The sequence below is a fragment of the Pseudomonas sp. 7-41 genome, from assembly GCF_021233075.1.
GTDB lineage: Bacteria > Pseudomonadota > Gammaproteobacteria > Pseudomonadales > Pseudomonadaceae > Aquipseudomonas > Aquipseudomonas veronii.
On sequence record NZ_CP089551.1, the window covers coordinates 2,670,357 to 2,690,245 of the forward strand.

The window sequence follows — 19,889 nt, forward strand, 5'->3', positions numbered from 1 at the left end:
GTCACGCGACCTTGCTGACAACAGCGTTCGCCGAGGTCGGTGGCACGGCTTTGAGCGCCCGGGCCAGGTCATCGCAGGCCTGGCCGACGGTTTGCGGGATGGCCAGGCCGGCGAGGAAGCGGTCCGGACGCACCAGGGCGATGGACGAGGTGCCGAGCGCGAACCATTCTTTCAAGCGCCCGCTGCTGTCACCCACGCGGATCACGTCTTGGCCGGCATCGCTCGGTACTCGCAGCTGGACGTCCGGCAACACTTGGATGAAGCGCGTGCCCAGGGCTTTCCAATGGGCGATTTGCGTGGCCGACAGGCCCCAGGTCGGATCGCAGCCCCAGGCGATGATCGCAAAGTTGTCGCCAATCACTTCGTCCAGCAGCACGGTGGTGCCGGCGTCGGTCAAGACCTTTGGCTGAATGAACATCTTGCCCACCGGCGAGCCTTTTGCAGTCGGCACGATCAACGCGCCCCGGGTGTATTGCGGCATCGGTTTGAAGCGCATTTCCACGAAGTAACGCTTGACCGGCGGCAGGTAGTTGAGCAACCACGACACCCCATCGCGCAGGGTGCCTTGCCAGCGTTTCGGCGGCGCCAATACGTGGCCGGCGAGTACGGAGAGGTTGATCATCGCCTTGGCGTGGTCGCGGCGTTCCTGTTCGTAGCTGTCGAGCAGGCTGTCGGCGGCCAGGCCCTTGATCACCAGCGCGAGTTTCCACGCCAGGTTCAAGGCATCGCGCATGCCGCTGTTGTAACCCTGGCCTTGCCATACCGGCATGATGTGCGCGGCATCGCCGGCCAGCAGCACCCGGCCCTGGCGGAACCGCCCGGCCAGACGCGCGTTATGGGTATAGACGCGGCTGCGGATCAGCTCGATGCGGTCGGGGTTGGGCAAGACTTTGCTCAGCAGCTTGCGCAGGTTCTCGGGCTTGCTCAGCTCGGTCTCGGTTTCGCCGGGCATCACCATGAACTCGAAACGACGCACGCCGTGGGGCAGGGCGGCGGACACGTAAGGACGCACCGGGTCGCAGCACAGATAGACATGGGGCGTGGCCAGCGGGTCGTTGGCGATGTCGACCACGATCCACTGATTGGGCGCGGTCTTGCCTTCGAAACTGATGTCCAGGCTGCGCCGCACCAGGCTGTTGCCACCGTCGCAACCGATCAGGTAACGGGCATTCAGGCGTTCGCTGCGGCCATGCTGATCCTTGAGGTTGAGCACCACCGCGCTGTCGCTTTGTTCAAAGCTGTCTAGCTCGCGACTGAACAGCACCTTGACGTTGCTGAAGCGCTGCAGGCCGTCGAACAGCACGCGGTCGGCCAAAGGTTGAATGAACGCGTTGCGGCGGGACCAGCCGAACTCGTCGGTTTTCGGTTGGATATCGGCAAAGCAGCGACCCTTGGGGGTCAGGAAACGCATGGCGTGCCAGGGCGTGGTATGCGGCAGCACCTTGTCCGCCAGACCGACGGCCTGGAATGTGCGCAGGCTTTCATCGTCCAGGCCGATGGCGCGGGGGTAGTCGATCAGGGTGTCGAGCTTTTCCACCAAGGTGACGTTTACGCCACGTTGCCCCAGGTAATTGGCGATCATCAAGCCGACAGGGCCGGCGCCGACGATGGCAACGTCGGCGGTCAGCTCCAATGTGGAAGGAGCGGGTGCAAGACTCATGGGTATCTCCGTACAGCGTTTTTGGATTTCTTGTGGGGCGCAGTATGGAAATCACGAGGCTGGTGGACAACGAAAACCCCTGCTAGTGTGCACTAGGTGCACAGCGTTGATTTGAAACGATAATGGAGCGGCCATGAGCGAAACAGAATACAAAACCGTTCGTGGGTTGATGCGGGGTTTGGCCCTGATCAATGGCTTGAATCGTTTCGACGGCGGGGCCAGCACGGCGCAGTTGGCCGAGCAAAGCGGGCTGCACCGGACCACGGTTCGCCGGCTGCTGGAGACCTTGCAGGCCGAGGGTTATGTGCGCCGCAGCGAGTCGGATGACAGCTATCGCCTGACGCTGAAAGTCCGTGAACTGAGCGAGGGATTTCGCGACGAGCAATGGATTTCGTCGATTGCCGCACCGCTGCTCGGCGAGCTGCTGCAACAAGTGGTCTGGCCCACCGACCTGTGTACGCTGGACGGCGACGCCATGGTGATACGCGAGACCACGCATCGCTTCAGTCGCCTGTCGTTTCACCGCTCCATGGTCGGCCGGCGTTTACCCTTGCTCATGACCGCCATCGGGCGCGCGTACTTCGCGTTCTGCCCGCCGGCCGAGCGCGAAGAGCTGATCGAGTTGTTGATCAGCCGCGACGATGAACAGTCGGCGCTGGCGGCGGATCGCGGCTTTGTCGATCGGTTGGTCGAGCACACCCTCGGCAAGGGCTACGGCGAAAACAATTCCCACTGGGGCCTTGAGCGTAAAATCGCTGCGATTGCGATTCCGATCAGGCACGAGGAGCGGGTGATGGGCTGCCTGAATCTGGTCTACATCGCCAAGGCGATGTCAGTTGAGGAAGCCGCCCGCCGCTATCTGCCGGCCATGCAGGGCGTGGTGGAAAAAATCAGAACGCAATTGGCGGAGTGCTGATGCTTGGTTGTGTGGCGCTCTAATCGGCCGGCGAGGCTTTTTCCGCCGCCTCATTGATCAGCACCATACTCTGCGGCGAAGACAGCGCCACGCCGAGTTCGCGCAGGCGCCCGAGGACGGTGAACAGCAGGTCGCTGCGGGCTGTTCCCACCGAGCGCGGGCTGTTGACGTAACCGCTGACGCCGATGACCAATCCGTTGGCGGTCAGGTCCTTGAACGTCACCGACGGCGCCGGCGTGTCCAGTACGTCTTCGTGTTCGGTGAATGCCGTCAACAGCAGTTCGCGGATCTGCAGCACATCGGTTTCCAGCGGCAGGGTCAGGGTGATGCCGACCACGCCCAGCGCATTGCCCATGGTCACGTTGCGCACGTTCTGGGTGATGAACTGCGAGTTGGGCACGATCACCGTTGAGCGATCGGACATCTGGATTTCCGTGGCGCGCACGTTGATGCGGCGGATATCGCCTTCGACGCCCGCGAGGCTGACCCAATCGCCGACTTTGACCGGGCGTTCGGTGAGCAGGATCAGGCCGGAGATGAAGTTCTGCACGATCGCCTGCAGGCCGAAACCGATGCCCACCGACAGCGCACTGACCACCCAGGTCAAGTTGGTCAGGCTGATATTCAGCGTGGACATCACCACCACCGCGACCAGCACGAAGCCGATGTAACCCACCAGGGTCACCAGCGAGGCGCGCATGCCGGCGTCCATGTTGGTTTCCGGCAGCAGCCGTTCGCCGAGCCAGTTCTTGAGCACGCGCACGCCGAACAGGCCGATCGCGAGCAGGACAAGGGCCAGCAGAATATCGCCGGGCGCGATGTTCAGGTTGCCCAGCGGCTTGCTGCCCAGGTCGAGTTGCGTCAGCCCCGCCAGCAGCTCGCCCGGGCTGGAGCCGGAGGGCAGGAACGCCAACAGCACTGCGGTGAACATCAGCAGGGTGCGGCCCACGCCCGCGAGTATCGTGCTGGCCTGAGCCTGGTGGCGTTCGGACAGGCCCAGGGCCGAGCCGAGCGCCAGGCCGCCAGGCTGTTTCGGCGAGAGCAGGGTCTCGCAGAGGTCGCCGAAGCAGGCGATCAGCAGATAAGCCGTCGCCGCGACCACGCTCATCCACAGCAGTTTGACGGTGAGGAAGTAAGCCAGGGTCAGGTAGCCGCTCAACAGCGCCAGCAGGGCGATCCCGATCCAGGTCCCGGCGACAAACGGAATCAGCCCGGCGATGCCGCTCATGCGTTCAAGCGCGTATCGGCGGCGGGTGCGGCGGTAACGCAGCAGGCCGAAGAAGAACACCAGCGCGATGGCCAGCGCGGTCAGGCCGTTCACCGCCGCGGTCAGTGCCAGGCTGCTGGCGATGACGCTGTTGATGCGTTCCTGGGTGCCGATCAGCATCAAGGCCAGGCCCATCAGCACGGGGAAGGGGGCCAGGGCGACGGCGATCTGGTCGGGGATCTGGGGCAGGCGCCAGGACGGATGCGCGCGCATCAACAGGGCGCGACCGAGGCCGACAATGAAGGCGCAGAACACCACCAGGGTCTGCAATTGATCGAGCAGCGTGAGCATGTCGGCGCTGGGCACGGTGTCGCGTAGCACGCCCCAGCGCAGCAGCGTGGCGGCCAGGCTGATGGTCAGCACGGTGGCCAGCCCCACCGCCAGCGCCAGCGCACTGCGACGCAGGCGGCCTTCGGGGATCCAGCGCACCGTCAGCCGGACCAGCGTGTGCTCCAACACCCGTCGTCCCGTCACCCAGACCAGCAGCGCACTGAACAGCATGCTCACGAAAAACCAGCGGTTTCCCGGCGCCACGGCGGTGTCCGTCACGCTGCGTACATCGGCGTACAGGCCGCGTAAACGGCTGAGATCGTCGTCGGTCGGGCGGATGATGTTGGACCAGAACACCACACTGATCGGGCTCGCCGAGCGGGTGCTGATCTGTGAGTCGAAGAGGCTGCGGCGCAGGCTGAAGATCTGCGCGGCCATGTCGCTGGCGGATTGGCTCAGGCTGCTGGCCTGGCGCTGCTCGTTGAGCAGGGTGTTCTTCTGCCGGGTCAATGCGCTGCGTTGTTGGGTCAGGCTGGGAGGCTCATTGACCTGTACCGGGCCAAGCACGTTGAGCTGGTCATCCAGGTGTTCAAGATCGAGGATTTGTTTGGCGGCCAGGGTGTCGGCCTGTTTTTGCACCTGCAAGGCGGCCTGGCGCAAGGTCGAGAGCAGGTCGTCGTTGGCGCTGCCCGTGACTTTCTGGCGGATCAGGTCGAGTTGGTCGTTGAGGTCTTGCACACTGGCGTCTTCAGCCAGCAGCGGCACACTGCGCGGGTCGCTGATCGGCGAAGGCGCAGCCTGCGCGAGGCTGGGCAACGTAGCGCACAGCATCAGCAGGGCGAACAGCCCGGTGAAAAAACGGCTCGTGGTGACTCGATGCATGCGCCTTGCCCTTTGACGGTTACCCAAATGCCTAAGCGTCACCACTCTATGAGGCGAAGGCAAGCCATTCGTGCGAATTTTTTGGGGAGGCACGGCGGCAACGATGCGCGTCGTCAGGCGGCGGCACAAGATTGTTTAAACCTTCTGCCTCAGCGCTATGTCGATAGCTGGACATACTTCGCCAACTGAGGCAACGCCAATGATAGGAGTCGTGATACCCGCCCATAATGAAGAGCGGCAGATCAGCGAGTGCCTCGCTTCTGTGCGGCTCGCCAGTGAACATCCCGCGCTTGACGGCCGCCCGGTTGAGATACTCGTGGTTCTGGATGACTGCTCCGACCGCACCGACGCGTTGGCGGCGGCCCACGGTGCGGCGACACTCGACGTGCGTTTTCAGAATGTGGGCAAGGCCAGAGCCGTCGGCGCCGAGACGTTGCTCAAGCGCGGCGTGCAGTGGCTTGCCTTCACGGATGCAGACACGCGGGTTCCCCAGGATTGGCTGGTGCGCCAGCTCGGGTTTGGCGCTGACGCGGTGTGCGGCACCGTCGAGGTCGACAGCTGGAACGAGCACGGCGAACGGGTGCGTGCGCAATACCTGGAGCGCTACCGATTCATCGAAAACCACCGCCACATCCATGGGGCAAACCTTGGGTTGAGTGCCGAGGCCTATCGCACCGCCGGTGGGTTTCAGCACCTGGCCGCCGATGAAGACGTCCGCCTGGTGGCCGACCTTGAACGGACCGGCGCGCGGATCGCCTGGACGGCCACCATTCCGGTGATTACCAGCGCGCGTCGGGACTACAAGTGCCAGGGCGGGTTTGGCGAATACCTGGCTTCGCTGATCCCGCCGTCCGCTCACACCGAAGCCGATTCCCCCTGCACCTGAGCCCCGTGCGTGGATTGCCTGGAAGCGATTGACGGAAAATACGCTAAAGTCCATTATGGATTTATAAGTACAAAAAAACCTGCCTGACTTTTTCTTCAATCTTGCCAAATCGACAATAACTTGCGAGACCACGACCATGAAGAAACGCTCCCTCATCACCGCCCTGGCCCTGAGCCTGTTCGCTTGCGGCCACGCCCTGGCCGCCGAGAAAACCCTGCGCATCGGCATCGAGGCGGCTTACCCGCCGTTCGCATCGAAGACCCAGGAAGGCACAATCGTCGGGTTCGACTATGACATCGGCAACGCTTTGTGCGCGCAGATGAAAGTCAAGTGTGTGTGGGTCGAAGGCGAGTTCGATGGGCTGATTCCTTCGCTGAAAGTGAAGAAAATCGACATGGCCTTGTCGTCCATGACCATCAACGAAGACCGCAAGAAGTCGGTGGATTTCACCCACAAGTATTACTTCACCTCATCGCGTCTGGTGATGAAGGACGGCGCGGTGGTGGACGACCAGTACGCCAGCCTCAAAGGCAAGACCGTCGGCGTGCAGCGGGCCACGACTACCGACCGGTATGCCACCGAGGTGTTCGAACCCAAGGGCATCAACGTCAAGCGCTACAGCAATAACGAAGAAATCTACATGGACCTGGCGGCGGGGCGCCTGGATGCGATCTTTGCCGACACCATCCCCCTGAGTGACTTCCTGTCGCTGCCGCGAGGCCAGGGTTATGCGTTTGTCGGGCCGGAACTCAAAGACCCGAAATACGTGGGCGAGGGCGCCGGCATTGCGGTGCGCAAGGGCAATAGCGCGTTGGTCAGTGAGTTGAATGCGGCCATCGACGGCATCCGCGCCAATGGCGAGTACCAGAAGATTTCCGCGCAGTACTTCAAGTCCGATATCTACGGCGACTGATGCTGAATACGCACTTGAAAACGCTGTAGGTCAGTGTGAGAGCTGTCGAGCCCTGGCAAGCCCGCTCTCACATTCGATCGCGGCTGCCGGCTTCAGCCCTTCAGTTCCTTCAAGTGCTTGTAGACCGTTGCCCGCCCCATGCCCAACACATTGGCCACGTAGTTCGAGGCGCTCTTGCCCTTGAACGCGCCTTCGGCGTGCAGCGCCAGCACCAGCTCGCGCTTGTGGTCGCGGGTCAGCAGGTTCAGGCTCAACTGGCGTTCGCGCAGCCAGGCGTGCAAGAAAGTGTTGATCCGTTCCTGCCAGTCATCGCGAAACAGTGAGTCCGGTTGCGGGATCAGTTTGCTGGGTGACAGAAACAGGTCCAGCGCCGCCTTGGCGTTTTCGAATAGCGAGATATTCAGGTTGATGCACAGCACGGCCAGCGGGCGACCCTTGTGGTCGCGCAGCACGGTGCTCAGGCTGCGGATTTTCTGGCCGTCCCAGTTGAGCTTTTCGTAGGGGCCGATATTCACTTCGCGGATGTCGTCGCTCAGCATGTCTTCCAGCGCCGAATCGTCACCGATGGCCCGTTTCGACAGGTTGTTGGCGATGTAGTCGACCTTTTGCGTGCGCAGGTCGTGCAGCACCACTTCGGCGTGGGGGAAGAACAACGTGGCGATCGCATCGGCGATCGCACGGAAGTTCTGCAGGACCTTGTCTTGTTCAGCGGTGTTCATCAATGCGGCTCCAGGCGTTCGGGGGAGAGCATACCAGCGTCCAGGCCGAACCGCGTCAGTGGCTCCGGTAGCGCCGCGCCGCGCACCAAGGCCGCGCTGGCCTGGCCCATCGCGGGCGAGGTCTGGATGCCGTACCCGCCCTGTGCCGCCACCCAGAACAGCCCGGCCACCCGCGGATCGAAGCCGGACAGCAAATCACCGTCGTGGACAAAACTGCGCAGGCCTGCCCAGGTGCGGGTCGGGCGGCGGATGGTCAGGGTGGTGGCTTCTTCGATCTGGTGGATCCCCATGGCGATGTCCAGTTCTTCGGGCTGGATGTCCTGGGGTTCCACCGGGTCGGCGTTGGCCGGCGAACCGAGGAACATGCCGGCATCGGGTTTCATGTAGAACGCTTCGTCGAGGGCCACCAGCATCGGCCAGGCGTGGCTGTCCACGCCTTCGGGGCCGGCGAAGATGAACGCCGAACGACGCTTGGGTTGCAGGCCGACGGACGCGGCGCCGGCCAGCCCGCCGATATGGTCGGCCCACGCGCCGGCAGCGTTGATGATGATCGGCGCGGTGCAGGTTTCATGCTGGGTTTGTACGTGCCACAGGCCGTCGGCAGTGCGGCTCAGGCCCAGCACGTGGCTGTCGGTCCGCACTTCGCCGTGGTTGCGGCGGATGCCGCGCAGGTAGCCTTGGTGCAGGGCGTCGGTGTCGATGTCGCTGGCGGTCGGGTCGTAGATCGCCCCGTAGACTTTGTCGCGCCGCAGGATCGGCAAGCGTGCACAGGCTTCGTCGGCACTCAGTCGTTCGACCTGCGACACGGTGGCCTTGGCGCTGAGGTATTGCTTGTCCAGCTCGGCCGGGTCGCCGCTGAAGTCCACAGTCATCTCGCCCCGGGGCGTGAGCAGCGGGTGTTCGCAGAAACCGGCGGGCGGGTTGTCGAAAAACGCCCGGCTGGCCAGGGTCAGTGCGCGCACTTGCGGGGTGCCGTAGGCGGCGCTGTAGAGCGCGGCCGAACGCCCGGTCGAGTGATAGCCGGGGTGGGCCTCACGCTCCAGTACCAGTACCTTGCCGTGGGGCGACAGCCAGAAACCCGTGGACGCGCCGGCAATCCCGCCGCCGATGATGATGAAGTCTGCGTGGCTCATGAACATCTCCTGAAGGTGGGGTTAGCGCTGCAGCTGGTACAGCGCGTTAGCCAGTGCAATGTCTTCCAGACCCAGCCCGATGGACCGGAAAAACACCGGGCACTGGTAGTCCGGGCGCTGCGCCATGTCACTGAGTAGCTCGGGCAGGTCGCCCATCACCGCGCGTTTGTCCCAGCCGTGCTGTTCGCTGGCGATCAGCATTTCGCCGGCCGCGTCCGGAGTGGTCTGGCGATAGTCGCAGAATACCTGCATCGCGTTAAGGCTGTGGGGCGGCACTTCATGGGCGCGGGGCGCATTGGTGCTGATCGAAGTGATCAGCGCCGGTTTGCTCAGGTGCGCCGGGTCGAGCACCGGGCCGGCCGACGAGGTACACAGCATGATCACGTCGGCATCCGCCACGGCCGCCGCGCAGCTGTCGGCGATGCTCAGGCGTGGGTCGAGGCCGGTGAGCTGCGCGAGGGTGGCGGGGCTGGCGCTGGCCAGGCTCGGTGAAAACAGGCTGATGTGCTGCCAGTCCCGCAGGTTTTGCACGTAGCGCAAGTGCGCCTGGGCGACCTTGCCGCCGCCGATGATCGCCAGGCGCCGGGCGGCCAATGGCGCCAGGGCGTCCACCGCGAGGGCCGTGGTGGCGGCGGTGCGTGCGGTGGTCAGTTCATGGGCATCGCACAGCAGCAACGGTTGGCCGCTGTGCATCGACATCAACAGCGTCCAGGCCGTCACCAATGGCCCTTGCTCCCCTACGATGTACGGCGAAGTCTTGACCCCGTACACGCCGTCCTCGGCCAGCACGCCCAGGTAGTTGATGAAGTCGCCGGCGCCCTTCGGAAACGCCACTAACTGTTGCGGCGGTTGCACCGCCAGCCCGGCGGCGAGGTCGCGGAACAGCTTGTGCAGGATCTGGGGCACGTCGATCTGAGCGAGTAACTCGCGCGCTTGGGCCTGCTGGATGACATGGGGCGTGCTGGACATGGGGAACTCCGCTGTAAACTAATTTGTCCATTATGGACTTTTAGTCGTTGCGAGCAATATCCCGGCGAAAAAAATACGTTCAAGCTAGCAGCCCCCACATCTATGTAGGTCACCTGTTCGCCACGCCTCAAGTACGTTTCGGCACCACTCCTGTTGCCACCCGGACGTTCGACCATGCTGACCCGCTGCATCTTCCCCCTCGTGTTACTGCTGTTGCCTTGCCTTACCGGCCTCACCCACGCCAGAGACCTGGCCGAGGGACTGAACGATGACAGCGCCTCCCTGGCGCTGCAGAACCACGACCAGCGTTACGCGCTGTGGTCCGGTATCGGTTTGTTGAAAAATGCGATCGGCCAAACCTGCAACGCGGTGCTGCTGGACACCCGCAACCGCCAGAGCAAGGCCGTCGGCTCGGCGTATGTCTTGACCAGTGGGCATTGCGTGTACTTCAGCTTCGGCACGGCCCATGTCAACCAAGCCATCGAGGCGAGCATCACGTTCAATTATTTCCACGACACGCCGGCGCAACAGCGCACGTTTCGCATTAAAACGGCACATTGGACCAGCATGGTCGGCACTGATCTGGCAGTGCTCGAACTGGATACCTCACTTGCCGGGCTGATCACCGACGGCATCATGCCGCTCAAGCTCGCCACCCATCAAAGTACCGGGGAACGTGAGGTCGTAAATGTCGGTTCGCCGAGCGGGTTTCGCCAGAAGGGCTTGCGTATGAGTGCCTGCAAGGAAACCGCGACCAACAGCTTTGTCGAGCATCCCGGGGTGTTTCCCGGTGCCCTGAAAAACCGCTGCAATGACCTGCAGTACGGCAGTTCCGGCAGCCCGATGCTGGACCGGCATACCAATGAAGTCACCGGCATTGTCAGCAAAGTCGCGGCGGTCATTAAAAAAGACATCCTCAACAACTGCCAGAACGTCTCGGCGTGTGAAGCGGCCAAGTTCAACTACAGCTATCCCGCCAACGACCTGCACCGTTGTTTTGTCGAGGGCCAATTCTCGAACGATACGCCTGCTTGCCAGCTCAAAGCCGTCGATATCCACCTTGAGGAACCCTGGAAGCTCAACCCCTATGTGCATATGCAACTGGGCGAATTCGGGCAGAGTGTGCAGCCCACCTGGAACATCAGGTTCTCGATCCAGGACCCGTTCTATCGCTTCAAGGCTGTGCGCAACGTCAATGAATGCAGGCTGCCCAATGGTTATCAACGTGCCATTGCGTCAACCCAGGGCTACATCAATCAGGCCATCGGCCCGGCGCTGGGGGCGTATGTGCTGTGCATCATCGGCGTCCAAACCGCCGGCGAGCCGTTGACACCGGCCTTGCTGCACAATGCGTTCACCCACTCGGTGTTCTTGACCGACCCGGCGCCGGTCCCGCGCATCGGCCTGAACTACAGCGTCAACTGGGACGACCCGCAAACCGCCTTCAGCCACCATTACTTCTATGTGGACACCTCGGCGGAAGCTGCCTGCCGTGACAATGACGACGTCCGCTACATCCTCGCCACGGGCGGAACGAGTTACCCGCTCTCGCAACTGCCCGTCACCCTGTGCAGCTTTGCGCGTAACCCGGCGGGGCAACCTTCGGCGGTACGCACGGATGTGATCGAGCGATCCGCCTACCTGCCGCCCACCCAAACGCGCCAGCCGGCAGCGGCTCAGCGATGAAGCGGTCAACCCGTGACACGAAAGCCTCCGGAGAGTTTTTCCTTCAGATAACCCACCAATGCACTTACGGACTTGGGTACATGGGGCGAGTAGGGCCGTATCAAGTAAATCTCATCGGCAAACGCGCCCTTGAGCGTCCAGCCCTTGAGCACCTGCACCAGTGTGCCGCCGGCCAGCGCCGCATGGGCGCTGAAATCCGGGAGCAGGGCGATGCCCAGGTGATTGAGTGCCGAGTCGCGCAAGGCTTCGCTGTTGTTGGTCGAGAAGCTCCCGGCGATCGGCACGGTGACCCGTTCGAGGGTTTTGCCGCCGCGCTCGAAGGTCCAGGCGGGCTGCTCGGTGCCGCGCGGGTAGTAGAGGCAGTTATGCGCGCTGAGTTCGCCGGGGCTGCGCGGTTCGCCGTGGCGTTGCAGGTAGTCGCGGGTGGCGACCAGCACCGAGGTGGTGTCGCACAGCTTCCATGCGACGTGGGTTTCCGGCACCTGAAAACCGTGGCGCACCGCCAGGTCGTAGCCTTCGGCGGCCAGTGAACTCAAGGCATCCGACACCTCCAGCTGGACCCGCACCTGCGGGTACAGTTGCAGGAAGGCCGACAGGTGCGGCACCAGTTGCTGCCGGGCGAACGCGACCGGCGCGGTCAAGCGCACCAGGCCGCGGATTTCCCCGGCGGCGTCGCGCACCGAAGAAAAACTGCGGGCGATCTGTTCGTAGGCGCTGCGCACGTCCCGCGTCAGTGACTGCCCGGCGTCGGTCAGGCGCACGCTGCGGGTGGTGCGGGTGACCAGGCGCGTGCCGGTGGCTTTTTCCAGGTCGCTGATGCGCTGGCTGACCGCCGACTTGCTCACCCCCAGGCGCGCCGCGGCGGCGGTGTAGGTGCCGTGTTCTTCCAGCACCGAGAGCCAGTGAATGTGGCTCCACAGCCCTTCGATCTCAGACTTTTCCATGAGATTATTGTTCGCCTATAAGGACAATAAGTTCTGGATTCTGCTCTGGTTCGGAACAAATCGAAAGCCTATCGTGTGTCCCACCGCTACCCACCTGGGACCTACTGCCATGACCAGCACCATCGAGCACTACATCAACGACCAGCGCGTGAGCCGCGATGATCGCTATCAGGACGTCTACAACCCGGCCACCGGCGCCGTGACCGGGCGCGTCGCCCTGGCCAGCCGCCAGACCGTCGGCGAAGCCGTCGCCGCTGCCCAAGCCGCCTTCGCCAGTTGGGCCGATACCCCGCCGATCCGCCGCGCCCGCGTATTGTTCGAATACCTGCACCTGCTGCGCGAACGCAAGGACGACCTGGCGCGCATCATCGTCGCCGAACACGGCAAGGTGTTTACCGATGCCCAGGGCGAAGTCGACCGTGGCATCGACATCCTCGAATTCGCCTGCGGCATTCCCAACCTGCTCAAGGGCGAACACTCCGACCAGGTCTCGCGTGGCATGGATAACTGGACGATGCGCCAGCCCCTGGGCGTGGTCGCTGGCGTCACGCCGTTCAACTTCCCGGTGATGGTGCCGATGTGGATGTACCCGATCGCCATCGCGGCGGGCAACACCTTCATCCTCAAGCCCAGCCCGACCGACCCGAGCGCCGCGCTGTTCATGGCTGAGCTTTTGCGTGAAGCCGGTTTGCCCAAAGGCGTGTTCAACGTGGTGCAGGGCGACAAGGAAGCGGTGGACGCGCTGATCGAACACCCGGACGTCAAGGCCGTGAGCTTTGTCGGCTCCACGCCGATCGCCCAATACATCTACGAAACCGGCGCGCGCCACGGCAAGCGCGTGCAAGGCCTGGGCGGCGCGAAAAACCACATGGTGGTGATGCCCGACGCCGACATCGAACGCACCGTCGACGCGCTGATGGGCGCCGCCTATGGCAGTGCCGGCGAACGCTGCATGGCCATCTCGGTGGCGGTGCTGGTGGGCGATGTGGGTGACAAAGTCATCGCCGCCCTGACCGAGCGGGCCAAGCAACTGCGCATCACCGACGGCCGCGACCTCAAGGCCGAAATGGGCCCGATCGTCTCGCGCGCCGCACTGGAACGCATCAGCGGCTATATCGAACAAGGCGTCCAGGCCGGCGCGCAGCTGCTGCTCGACGGCCGCGATTACGTGCCGACCGAACCCGGCCTGGAAAACGGCTTCTGGCTCGGCGCGACCTTGTTCGACCATGTGACTCAAGAGATGAGCATCTACCGCGAAGAAATCTTCGGCCCGGTGCTGGCCTGCGTGCGCGTGAATGATTTTGCCGAAGCGGTGAAACTGGTCAACGACCACGAATTCGGCAACGGCGTCAGCTGCTTCACCCGCGACGGCAACATCGCCCGCGAATTCGCACGGCGTATCGAAGTGGGCATGGTCGGCATCAACGTACCGATCCCGGTGCCGATGGCCTGGCACGGCTTTGGCGGCTGGAAGAAGAGCCTGTTCGGCGATATGCATGCCTACGGCACTGAGGGGGTGCGCTTCTACACCAAGCAGAAGTCGATCATGCAGCGTTGGTCGGAGAGCATTGAGCAGGGTGCGGAGTTTGCGATGCCGGTGTCGAAGTAAGCACTGCCCCGACAACCATTCGCCCGAGTGGTTGTCGGGGCAATGGACAACTCATTGAGCGATCCAGACGCTGACGCACAACCCCCGTTGCGCCAGCGTATCGCTGAATGCCAACTGCACACGGCAACCGGTGCGCTCGCTGATCGCCTTGACGATCGACAACCCCAATCCGGAACCGGCTTCTTCCGAACCCAGGCTGCGATAAAACGCGTCGAACACCCGTGCCTGTTCCTTCACGGCAATGCCGGGGCCGGTGTCTTTGACTTGCAGCAGTACGGCGCCTTCTACCCACCCCACTGACAGATCGATCCGCCCGCCCTGCGGGGTGTAGCGAATCGCGTTGTCCACCAGGTTCTTGACCAGGGTGAACAGGTCCAGCGCGTTGAACACCACCTGTACGTCCTCGGTGCTGTCGACACCGATATCGATCTGCTTGCGCTCGGCCAGGGGCAATAAGTCTTCGAGTACCTGTCGATAGATGCCATGCACCGAGAGAGGGCCCTGTACCCGCACTGACGGCGACTGTGCCGCCGCCAGCGCCAACAGTTGGTCGATGAGTTTGCGGCCGCGCTCGATGCCCCGGGATAACGGCAAAAAACGCTCGCGGCTGGCGGGTGACAAGTCAGTGTCCGCAAGGCGTTCCGCTTGCAGGGACAAGGCGGTCATCGGCGAGCGCAGCTCATGGGCGGCATCGGCTACAAAGCGGCGCTGGCTGTCCATGGACTGGCCAACGCGGGCCAACAGTCGATTGATGGCGACCACGAACGGACGCACTTCCGTCGGCAGGTGCTGCTCATCAATCGGGTGCAGTTCTTGTTCGGCGCGCTGGTCGATTTCGGCGGCCAGCATGCCGATGGGACGAAACAGTTTGCGCACCAAGTCGCCCACCACCAGTAACAGCACGGGGAACAGGATCAGGAACGGCAACAGGCTGCGCCAGGCGCTTTCGCGGGCGTCCTTGTCGCGGACGTCCTGTTCCTGGGCCACGGCAATGCGCTCGCCGTGGGAGGTGGTGTGCACCAGCACACGAAAGGCTTCGCCGGCCACTTCAACCGTGGCGAGGCCATCGGCGAGCGTGGTGGGAAACGGCAGTGGCAACGCCTCGTCGTTGTTGCCCGTGGCGTGGCGGCCATCACCCAGGTGCTGGATGATCACCCGCGATTCTTCATCGTCGTCAATGGCCTGGCCCTGGGGGTAGTGCAGCGTCATCTGCTGGCGGTCGAACAGCATGGCCACCTGGCGCAAGGTGGCGTCCTGTTGTTCGTGGGCTTCCTCGAACGCCGAGACGAAGGCAAATACACTGGCCAGCAGCGCCACCAACAGAATCGCCAGGGACAGCGTCACCGACAGGCGCAGTTGCACCGACTCACTCAAACGTTTTTTGAAACCATCCATCCCATGCCCCTGACGTTCTTGATCACGTGACTTCCCAACTTGCGCCGCAAGGCGTGAATCAAGAACTCGATGGCGTTGCTTTCGACCTCATTGCCCCAGCCGTACAGACGGTCTTCCAATTCGCTGCGCGACAGGATGGCTCCCGGTCGGATCAGCAACGCCTGCAACAGCGCAAATTCACGGCTGGAAAGGGCCACGCCATGCAGCGCTTCGGTGCTGGCTTCTTTGGAGAGCAGGTCCAGCGATACCACGCCGTTGCCGAGCAACGACGAGGCGCTGCCGCCTTTGCGGCGCAGCACGGCGCGCATGCGGGCGAGCAGTTCGGGCATGTCGAAAGGCTTGAGTACGTAGTCGTCGGCACCGCCATCGAGGCCGCGCAGGCGGTCATCGAGGCTGTCACGGGCGGTGATGATCAGCAGCGGCACCGGGTTGTTGCCGGCGCGGATGATGTCCAGCACTTGCAGGCCGTCCTTGCCGGGCAGGCCGAGGTCCAACAGCACCAGGTCGTAGGAGTGGGTGTCGAGGGCAGCCAGGGCCGTGAGGCCGTTCTTGACCCAGTCGGCGGCGTAGCTTGCGTCGCTGAGCGCACGCTGGATCGCATCGCCAATCATGGGGTCGTCTTCGACCAGCAGTATCCGCATGTCGCTTCCCTAAAAAACCGACGCGACGAGAGTGTCGTCGCGTGTGTATTGAAGCACCTGGGCCGATGTTTGTCTGGTCTTAGCCTTTCATCGAGTCAAAGGCCTTGAGCATGTCGTCCATCGAGGCTTTGCAGTCGGCCTGGTTCGGGCTGCCTGCGCGCAAGGCATCCAGCGCGCGGTCGATGGCTTTATCCAGCACATGCCAGTCACTGGCGGCGCGGGGCTTGATCCCGGCTTCGGCTGCGTCCCAGCTGGTTTCCAGGTCTTTGATCCGGGCTTTGGCGGCAGGCAGGTCGTTCTTGGCGACGAGGGCCGATACGTCCACCGCGATGTTTTGGAATTCGGACAGATCGCCCAGTTTCGATGCCTGGTGTTGGCTGGTCGCTGGGCCGGTGCTGTCCTTGGGCTTATCGGCGGGTTTGGAGCAGCCGGTGGCGATGCTCAGCATGAAGATCGCTGAAACGATGGCGACGCGGCGGATCAGGTTTTGCACGGGGCGCATGAGGGGTTCCTTGAGTTGAGTCTTTATTGGGCGATGGTTTTGCGGTTGCCGACGCTTAATTGCGCCACGGCGACCAGCAGGACAATGACGCAGAGGAACAGTGCGCTGGTCCAACTGGCGCCCATGCCCAGGCCACCATAGGTCTTGGCTTGGGTCAGCAGGTCGCCGAGGGAGGCGCCGAACGGCCGGGTGAGGATGTAGGCGATCCAGAAGGTCAGCACGCTGTTGACGCCCAGGCGCCAGGCCAGCAGGGCGGCGGCGATCAGGCCGGCGAAGATCACGGCTCCGAGGGTAAAGCCCAGGCCCAGCGCTTCGGTGGCCAGGTCGCCGGCGGCGGTGCCGAGGGCAAAGGTGCAGAGCACCGTGGTCCAGTAGAACCATTCACGGCGCGGGGTGACGATGGCGCGGATCGACAGGCTGCGCTCGGTACGGAACCAGGCTATGAAGTTGAGACCCAGCAGCACCGAGAAAATCGCCGTGCTGGTGTACAGGCTCACGTCGAGTTTGTCGGTGAGGATGTCGGTGATCTGCGTGCCCACGATGCTCACCAGCACCACGGTCAACCAGTAGATCCACGGGGTGTAGGCCTTGGTGCGCAACTGCCAGAACAACGCGCACCCCAGCAGCACGGCCATGCCGAAGCTGGTCCAGCCAGCGCCGAAGCCGGCATCGACGGCGAGGTAATCCGCGCCGGTTTCGCCCACGGTGGTGGACAGGATTTTGATCACCCAGAATGACAGCGTCACCTCGGGTACTTTGTTCAGCCAACGGGCTGCTGTGGCATTCATCGGGTTACCTCTTCTCGACTGCGCGGTGGGCGCAGGAGAGAAGGTAGGCCCCGACACTTAGCTGAGACTGAGGGCCGCGGTTTTTTTCAGCACATGGGCCAGGCCCACCGTGGTGAGGTGTACCACGCTCCCCACGTTTGGCGCTTGCAGGCCCGAGCTGCGCACCGGGATGGCTTGGCCGGGCACGTCCTCATCCGCTTGCAACGCCACGGTCAGGGTGCAGGTATTGCCGCCGAATTCGCGTTCGGTGACCACGCCGCGGCAGCCGGAACCCTCGGTGCTACTCAGCAGCAGTTGCTCCGGACGCAGCATGATCCGTGTCGTACCTTGGTTGGCCTGGCTGTCGACCGGCACGCGACCCAGTGCGCAGTGGGCCCAACCGGCTTCGATCCTGGCGGGCATGACCACGGCTTCACCGAGAAACAACGCGGTCTGCTCATCGGCGGGGTACTGGTACAAGTCCATTGGACGGCCCGACTGCACCAGGCGCCCCTGGCGCATCACCGCCAACTGGTCGGCGAACGACAGCGCCTCGCTTTGATCATGGGTGACCAGGATCGTGGTGATGCCCGCGTCGCTCAACAACCGCGCGACCATCTTGCGCATGGCCGAGCGCAGGCCGGTGTCCAGCGCGGAAAACGGCTCATCCAGCAGCATCAACCGGGGCTGTTGAGCCAACGCCCGCGCCAGCGCCACCCGTTGCTGCTGGCCGCCCGACAGCTCGTGGGGCCAACGCCGGGCCATGTTGGCGTCGAGGGCCACGCTGTCCATCAGTTCGGCGATGCGTGCGTGTCGCGAGGTATGTTTGGCCGCCAGCCCGAAACCGATGTTGTCGGCCACGGTCATGTGCGGGAACAGCGCGCCGTCCTGCGGCACATAGCCGATCTGGCGTTGGTGCGCTGGTACGGCGTGGGTGGCGTCAACCAGCACCTGGCCGTTCAGGGTCAGGCTGCCGCTGTCGGGAAACTCGAAGCCAGCAATCATCCGCAGCAAGGTGGTCTTGCCGGAGCCGGAAGGCCCGACGATCACCATGCGGCTGCCGTTGGGCACCGCCAGGCTGACGTCGGCCAAGGCCTGTTGGGTGCCGAAGGTTTTGCAGAGTGCGGTGAGTTCGAGGGCGTTCATCGGCCGGCCGTGCGTTTGGATTGGTGGTAGAGGAGGCCGGTCAACGGCAGTGAGAGCAGAATCATGATCAACGCGTAGGGCGCCGCTGCGGCGTAGTCGATTTCGCTGGTCATCGCCCAGAACCCGGTGGCCAGGGTGCGCGTACCGTTCGGCGCCAGCAACAGGGTGGCGGTCAGTTCGTTGGTGATCGCGAGGAACACCAGCGCCGCGCCCGCTGCGGCAGCTGGCGCCGCCAGGCGCATTGTGATCAGCCACAGTGCCCGGCCCGGCGAGCGGCCCAGGCTGCGCGCCATGTTTTCCAGCTCCACCGGGGCCTGGGCGATACCCGCCCGCAGGCTGACCAGCGCCCGTGGCAGGAACATCAGCAGATAGGCGAGCAGCACGGTGATCGTGGTCTGGTAGATCGGCCGGGCAAAGTGGATGGTCACCGTGACCAGCGCCAGTGCCACGACAATGCCGGGTAACGAACTGGTGATGTAGTTGCAGCTTTCCAGGATGCGCTGCAAGCGGCCCGGTGCGCGAATCGACAGCCAGGCGATCGGCACCGCCGCGCAGGTGGTCAGCACGGCGCCGGCAATACCCAACAGTACGGTTTGTTCCAGCGCCGGCAGCAACTCGCTGAATTGCCAGACCTCGCGGCCCCCGGCGATCAACCATTTGCCCAGGGTGAACAGCGGCACGCCCAGGGCCAACACACAGGTCACGGCTTGCAAACCGAGGGCGAGCACGGTGAGGAGGGGGCTCAGCCTGACGATGCGCTGCTCACGGGCGCTGCCGGAACCGACCCGCGCATAGCGTGCATGGCCACGTGCCGAGGCCTCAGCGGTGAGCATCGCCAGGCAACACAGGGCTAACACGGCCGCCAGCATATTCGCCGCCGGGCCATTAAAGGTGGATTTGAACTGATCGAAAATCGCCGTGGTGAAGGTGTCGAAGCGGATCATCGCGTACAGGCCGTATTCGGCCAGCAGATGCAGGCCGACCAGCAGCGCGCCGCCGCAGATCGCCAGGCGCAACTGGGGCAACACCACCCGCCAGAACACCGCCCAGGGCTTGAGGCCCAGGGATTCGGCCACGTCTTCAATCGCAGGATCAAGCCGGCGCAGGGTCGCCGCCACCGGCAGGTACAGAAAGGGGAAATAGGCAATCACTGACACCAGCACACCGGCCGGTAAGCCGTGGATCGACGGCACCAGGCTGACCCACGCGTAACTGTGTACAAACGCCGGCACCGCCAGCGGCGCGACCGCCAACAACGACCAGGCGCGGCGCCCCGGCAGATTGCTGCGCTCGGTCAACCACGCCAGTGCAATGCCCAGCGCCACGCACAACGGCAGGGTGAACAGGACCAGCAACACGGTGTTGACCAGCAGTTCACCGACGCGTGGGCGCCACACCAACGCTTCGATCTGTGCCCAGCCGATTTGCCAGGACACGCCGATCACAAACGCAATCGGCAGCAACGCCAACAACGAAACCAGGACCGACAAACTGGTGATCCACGTGCCCCCACGGCTTTTGAACAGTCCGTGGGGGCGTTTGCGTGGCTGCGCGTGGGCGATGCCGGGGATCGACGATTCAGGC

17 protein-coding genes are annotated in these 19,889 nt (G+C 63.6%); 5 read left to right on the forward strand and 12 right to left on the reverse strand.

The features are described from left to right. Position 1: 1 nt before the first annotated feature. A complete protein-coding gene (locus LQ249_RS12135) occupies positions 2–1,660 on the reverse strand; it encodes a bifunctional 3-(3-hydroxy-phenyl)propionate/3-hydroxycinnamic acid hydroxylase (RefSeq protein WP_057005927.1) in 1,659 nt (552 codons plus the stop codon). A 133-nt stretch (positions 1,661–1,793) separates the two neighbouring features. Between LQ249_RS12135 and LQ249_RS12140 the strand changes: the two genes are divergently transcribed. Next, positions 1,794–2,576 carry a DNA-binding transcriptional regulator gene (locus tag LQ249_RS12140; protein WP_017847917.1) on the forward strand — a complete coding sequence of 261 codons (783 nt, stop codon included), beginning with the start codon at positions 1,794–1,796 and terminating at the stop codon, positions 2,574–2,576. A 19-nt stretch (positions 2,577–2,595) separates the two neighbouring features. On the opposite strand, the gene LQ249_RS12145 is transcribed toward LQ249_RS12140, so the two are convergent. Continuing rightward, the gene (locus LQ249_RS12145) at positions 2,596–4,995 is read right to left on the reverse strand and encodes a DUF3772 domain-containing protein (protein WP_079443512.1); all 2,400 of its coding nucleotides are present in this window, start codon (positions 4,993–4,995) and stop codon (positions 2,596–2,598) included. A gap of 199 nt (positions 4,996–5,194) precedes the next feature. Between LQ249_RS12145 and LQ249_RS12150 the strand changes: the two genes are divergently transcribed. Continuing rightward, positions 5,195–5,881 carry a glycosyltransferase gene (locus LQ249_RS12150; protein WP_104903474.1) on the forward strand — a complete coding sequence of 229 codons (687 nt, stop codon included), beginning with the start codon at positions 5,195–5,197 and terminating at the stop codon, positions 5,879–5,881. Positions 5,882–6,017: 136 nt separating this feature from the next. Continuing rightward, positions 6,018–6,794 carry an ABC transporter substrate-binding protein gene (locus LQ249_RS12155; RefSeq protein ID WP_017847914.1) on the forward strand — a complete coding sequence of 259 codons (777 nt, stop codon included), beginning with the start codon at positions 6,018–6,020 and terminating at the stop codon, positions 6,792–6,794. A gap of 92 nt (positions 6,795–6,886) precedes the next feature. On the opposite strand, the gene LQ249_RS12160 is transcribed toward LQ249_RS12155, so the two are convergent. From LQ249_RS12160 to LQ249_RS12170, 3 genes are read right to left on the reverse strand one after another with little or no spacing between them, the layout of a single operon-like run. After that, positions 6,887–7,513, reverse strand: a complete 627-nt coding sequence (locus tag LQ249_RS12160) for a helix-turn-helix transcriptional regulator (RefSeq protein ID WP_017847913.1) — start codon at positions 7,511–7,513, stop codon at positions 6,887–6,889. Continuing rightward, entirely contained in the window at positions 7,513–8,646 is a 1,134-nt protein-coding gene (locus LQ249_RS12165; protein WP_126589345.1) for an NAD(P)/FAD-dependent oxidoreductase, read from the reverse strand. Before LQ249_RS12165 ends, LQ249_RS12160 begins: the two co-directional genes overlap by 1 nt. Before the next feature lie 21 nt (positions 8,647–8,667). Continuing rightward, positions 8,668–9,615 carry an ornithine cyclodeaminase family protein gene (locus LQ249_RS12170; protein ID WP_232566490.1) on the reverse strand — a complete coding sequence of 316 codons (948 nt, stop codon included), beginning with the start codon at positions 9,613–9,615 and terminating at the stop codon, positions 8,668–8,670. 174 nt (positions 9,616–9,789) lie between these two features. Between LQ249_RS12170 and LQ249_RS12175 the strand changes: the two genes are divergently transcribed. Continuing rightward, positions 9,790–11,301, forward strand: coding sequence for a trypsin-like serine peptidase (locus LQ249_RS12175; protein WP_232566491.1), 1,512 nt, complete (start codon positions 9,790–9,792; stop codon positions 11,299–11,301). 5 nt (positions 11,302–11,306) lie between these two features. Here the strand turns inward: LQ249_RS12175 and LQ249_RS12180 are convergent, their stop codons facing one another. Next, complete coding sequence (locus tag LQ249_RS12180) at positions 11,307–12,245, reverse strand: LysR family transcriptional regulator (protein ID WP_017847909.1); 939 nt, start codon at positions 12,243–12,245, stop codon at positions 11,307–11,309. A 109-nt stretch (positions 12,246–12,354) separates the two neighbouring features. Between LQ249_RS12180 and LQ249_RS12185 the strand changes: the two genes are divergently transcribed. Continuing rightward, a complete protein-coding gene (locus LQ249_RS12185; protein ID WP_169881416.1) occupies positions 12,355–13,854 on the forward strand; it encodes a CoA-acylating methylmalonate-semialdehyde dehydrogenase in 1,500 nt (499 codons plus the stop codon). Between the two features lie 51 nt (positions 13,855–13,905). Here the strand turns inward: LQ249_RS12185 and LQ249_RS12190 are convergent, their stop codons facing one another. The 6 genes from LQ249_RS12190 to LQ249_RS12215 form a co-directional block, all read right to left on the reverse strand. Further along, the gene (locus LQ249_RS12190) at positions 13,906–15,249 is read right to left on the reverse strand and encodes an ATP-binding protein (RefSeq protein WP_057005919.1); all 1,344 of its coding nucleotides are present in this window, start codon (positions 15,247–15,249) and stop codon (positions 13,906–13,908) included. Continuing rightward, positions 15,225–15,890, reverse strand: a complete 666-nt coding sequence (locus tag LQ249_RS12195; protein WP_057005918.1) for a response regulator transcription factor — start codon at positions 15,888–15,890, stop codon at positions 15,225–15,227. Before LQ249_RS12195 ends, LQ249_RS12190 begins: the two co-directional genes overlap by 25 nt. A gap of 79 nt (positions 15,891–15,969) precedes the next feature. Continuing rightward, positions 15,970–16,392: a hypothetical protein gene (locus tag LQ249_RS12200; RefSeq protein WP_057005917.1), complete on the reverse strand. Its 423-nt coding sequence runs from the start codon at positions 16,390–16,392 to the stop codon at positions 15,970–15,972. A 23-nt stretch (positions 16,393–16,415) separates the two neighbouring features. Next, complete coding sequence (locus LQ249_RS12205; RefSeq protein WP_057005916.1) at positions 16,416–17,180, reverse strand: COG4705 family protein; 765 nt, start codon at positions 17,178–17,180, stop codon at positions 16,416–16,418. A gap of 57 nt (positions 17,181–17,237) precedes the next feature. Next, entirely contained in the window at positions 17,238–18,305 is a 1,068-nt protein-coding gene (locus LQ249_RS12210) for an ABC transporter ATP-binding protein (RefSeq protein ID WP_057005915.1), read from the reverse strand. Further along, a complete protein-coding gene (locus LQ249_RS12215) occupies positions 18,302–19,876 on the reverse strand; it encodes an ABC transporter permease (RefSeq protein WP_082643911.1) in 1,575 nt (524 codons plus the stop codon). The genes LQ249_RS12210 and LQ249_RS12215 overlap by 4 nt, the downstream gene beginning before the upstream one ends. Between the last annotated feature and the right edge of the window lie 13 nt (positions 19,877–19,889).

Bases quoted from the DNA above. Each gene is read 5' to 3' on its own strand.
- LQ249_RS12180 (WP_017847909.1), bottom strand. From the start codon at position 12,245: ATGGAAAAGTCTGAGATCGAAGGGCTGTGGAGCCACATTCACTGGCTC.
- LQ249_RS12140 (WP_017847917.1), top strand. From the start codon at position 1,794: ATGAGCGAAACAGAATACAAAACCGTTCGTGGGTTGATGCGGGGTTTG.
- LQ249_RS12210 (WP_057005915.1), bottom strand. From the start codon at position 18,305: ATGAACGCCCTCGAACTCACCGCACTCTGCAAAACCTTCGGCACCCAA.
- LQ249_RS12160 (WP_017847913.1), bottom strand. From the start codon at position 7,513: ATGAACACCGCTGAACAAGACAAGGTCCTGCAGAACTTCCGTGCGATC.
- LQ249_RS12150 (WP_104903474.1), top strand. From the start codon at position 5,195: ATGATAGGAGTCGTGATACCCGCCCATAATGAAGAGCGGCAGATCAGC.
- LQ249_RS12200 (WP_057005917.1), bottom strand. From the start codon at position 16,392: ATGCGCCCCGTGCAAAACCTGATCCGCCGCGTCGCCATCGTTTCAGCG.
- LQ249_RS12175 (WP_232566491.1), top strand. From the start codon at position 9,790: ATGCTGACCCGCTGCATCTTCCCCCTCGTGTTACTGCTGTTGCCTTGC.
- LQ249_RS12205 (WP_057005916.1), bottom strand. From the start codon at position 17,180: ATGAATGCCACAGCAGCCCGTTGGCTGAACAAAGTACCCGAGGTGACG.
- LQ249_RS12170 (WP_232566490.1), bottom strand. From the start codon at position 9,615: ATGTCCAGCACGCCCCATGTCATCCAGCAGGCCCAAGCGCGCGAGTTA.
- LQ249_RS12155 (WP_017847914.1), top strand. From the start codon at position 6,018: ATGAAGAAACGCTCCCTCATCACCGCCCTGGCCCTGAGCCTGTTCGCT.
- LQ249_RS12195 (WP_057005918.1), bottom strand. From the start codon at position 15,890: ATGCGGATACTGCTGGTCGAAGACGACCCCATGATTGGCGATGCGATC.
- LQ249_RS12190 (WP_057005919.1), bottom strand. From the start codon at position 15,249: ATGGATGGTTTCAAAAAACGTTTGAGTGAGTCGGTGCAACTGCGCCTG.
- LQ249_RS12185 (WP_169881416.1), top strand. From the start codon at position 12,355: ATGACCAGCACCATCGAGCACTACATCAACGACCAGCGCGTGAGCCGC.
- LQ249_RS12145 (WP_079443512.1), bottom strand. From the start codon at position 4,995: ATGCATCGAGTCACCACGAGCCGTTTTTTCACCGGGCTGTTCGCCCTG.
- LQ249_RS12165 (WP_126589345.1), bottom strand. From the start codon at position 8,646: ATGAGCCACGCAGACTTCATCATCATCGGCGGCGGGATTGCCGGCGCG.
- LQ249_RS12135 (WP_057005927.1), bottom strand. From the start codon at position 1,660: ATGAGTCTTGCACCCGCTCCTTCCACATTGGAGCTGACCGCCGACGTT.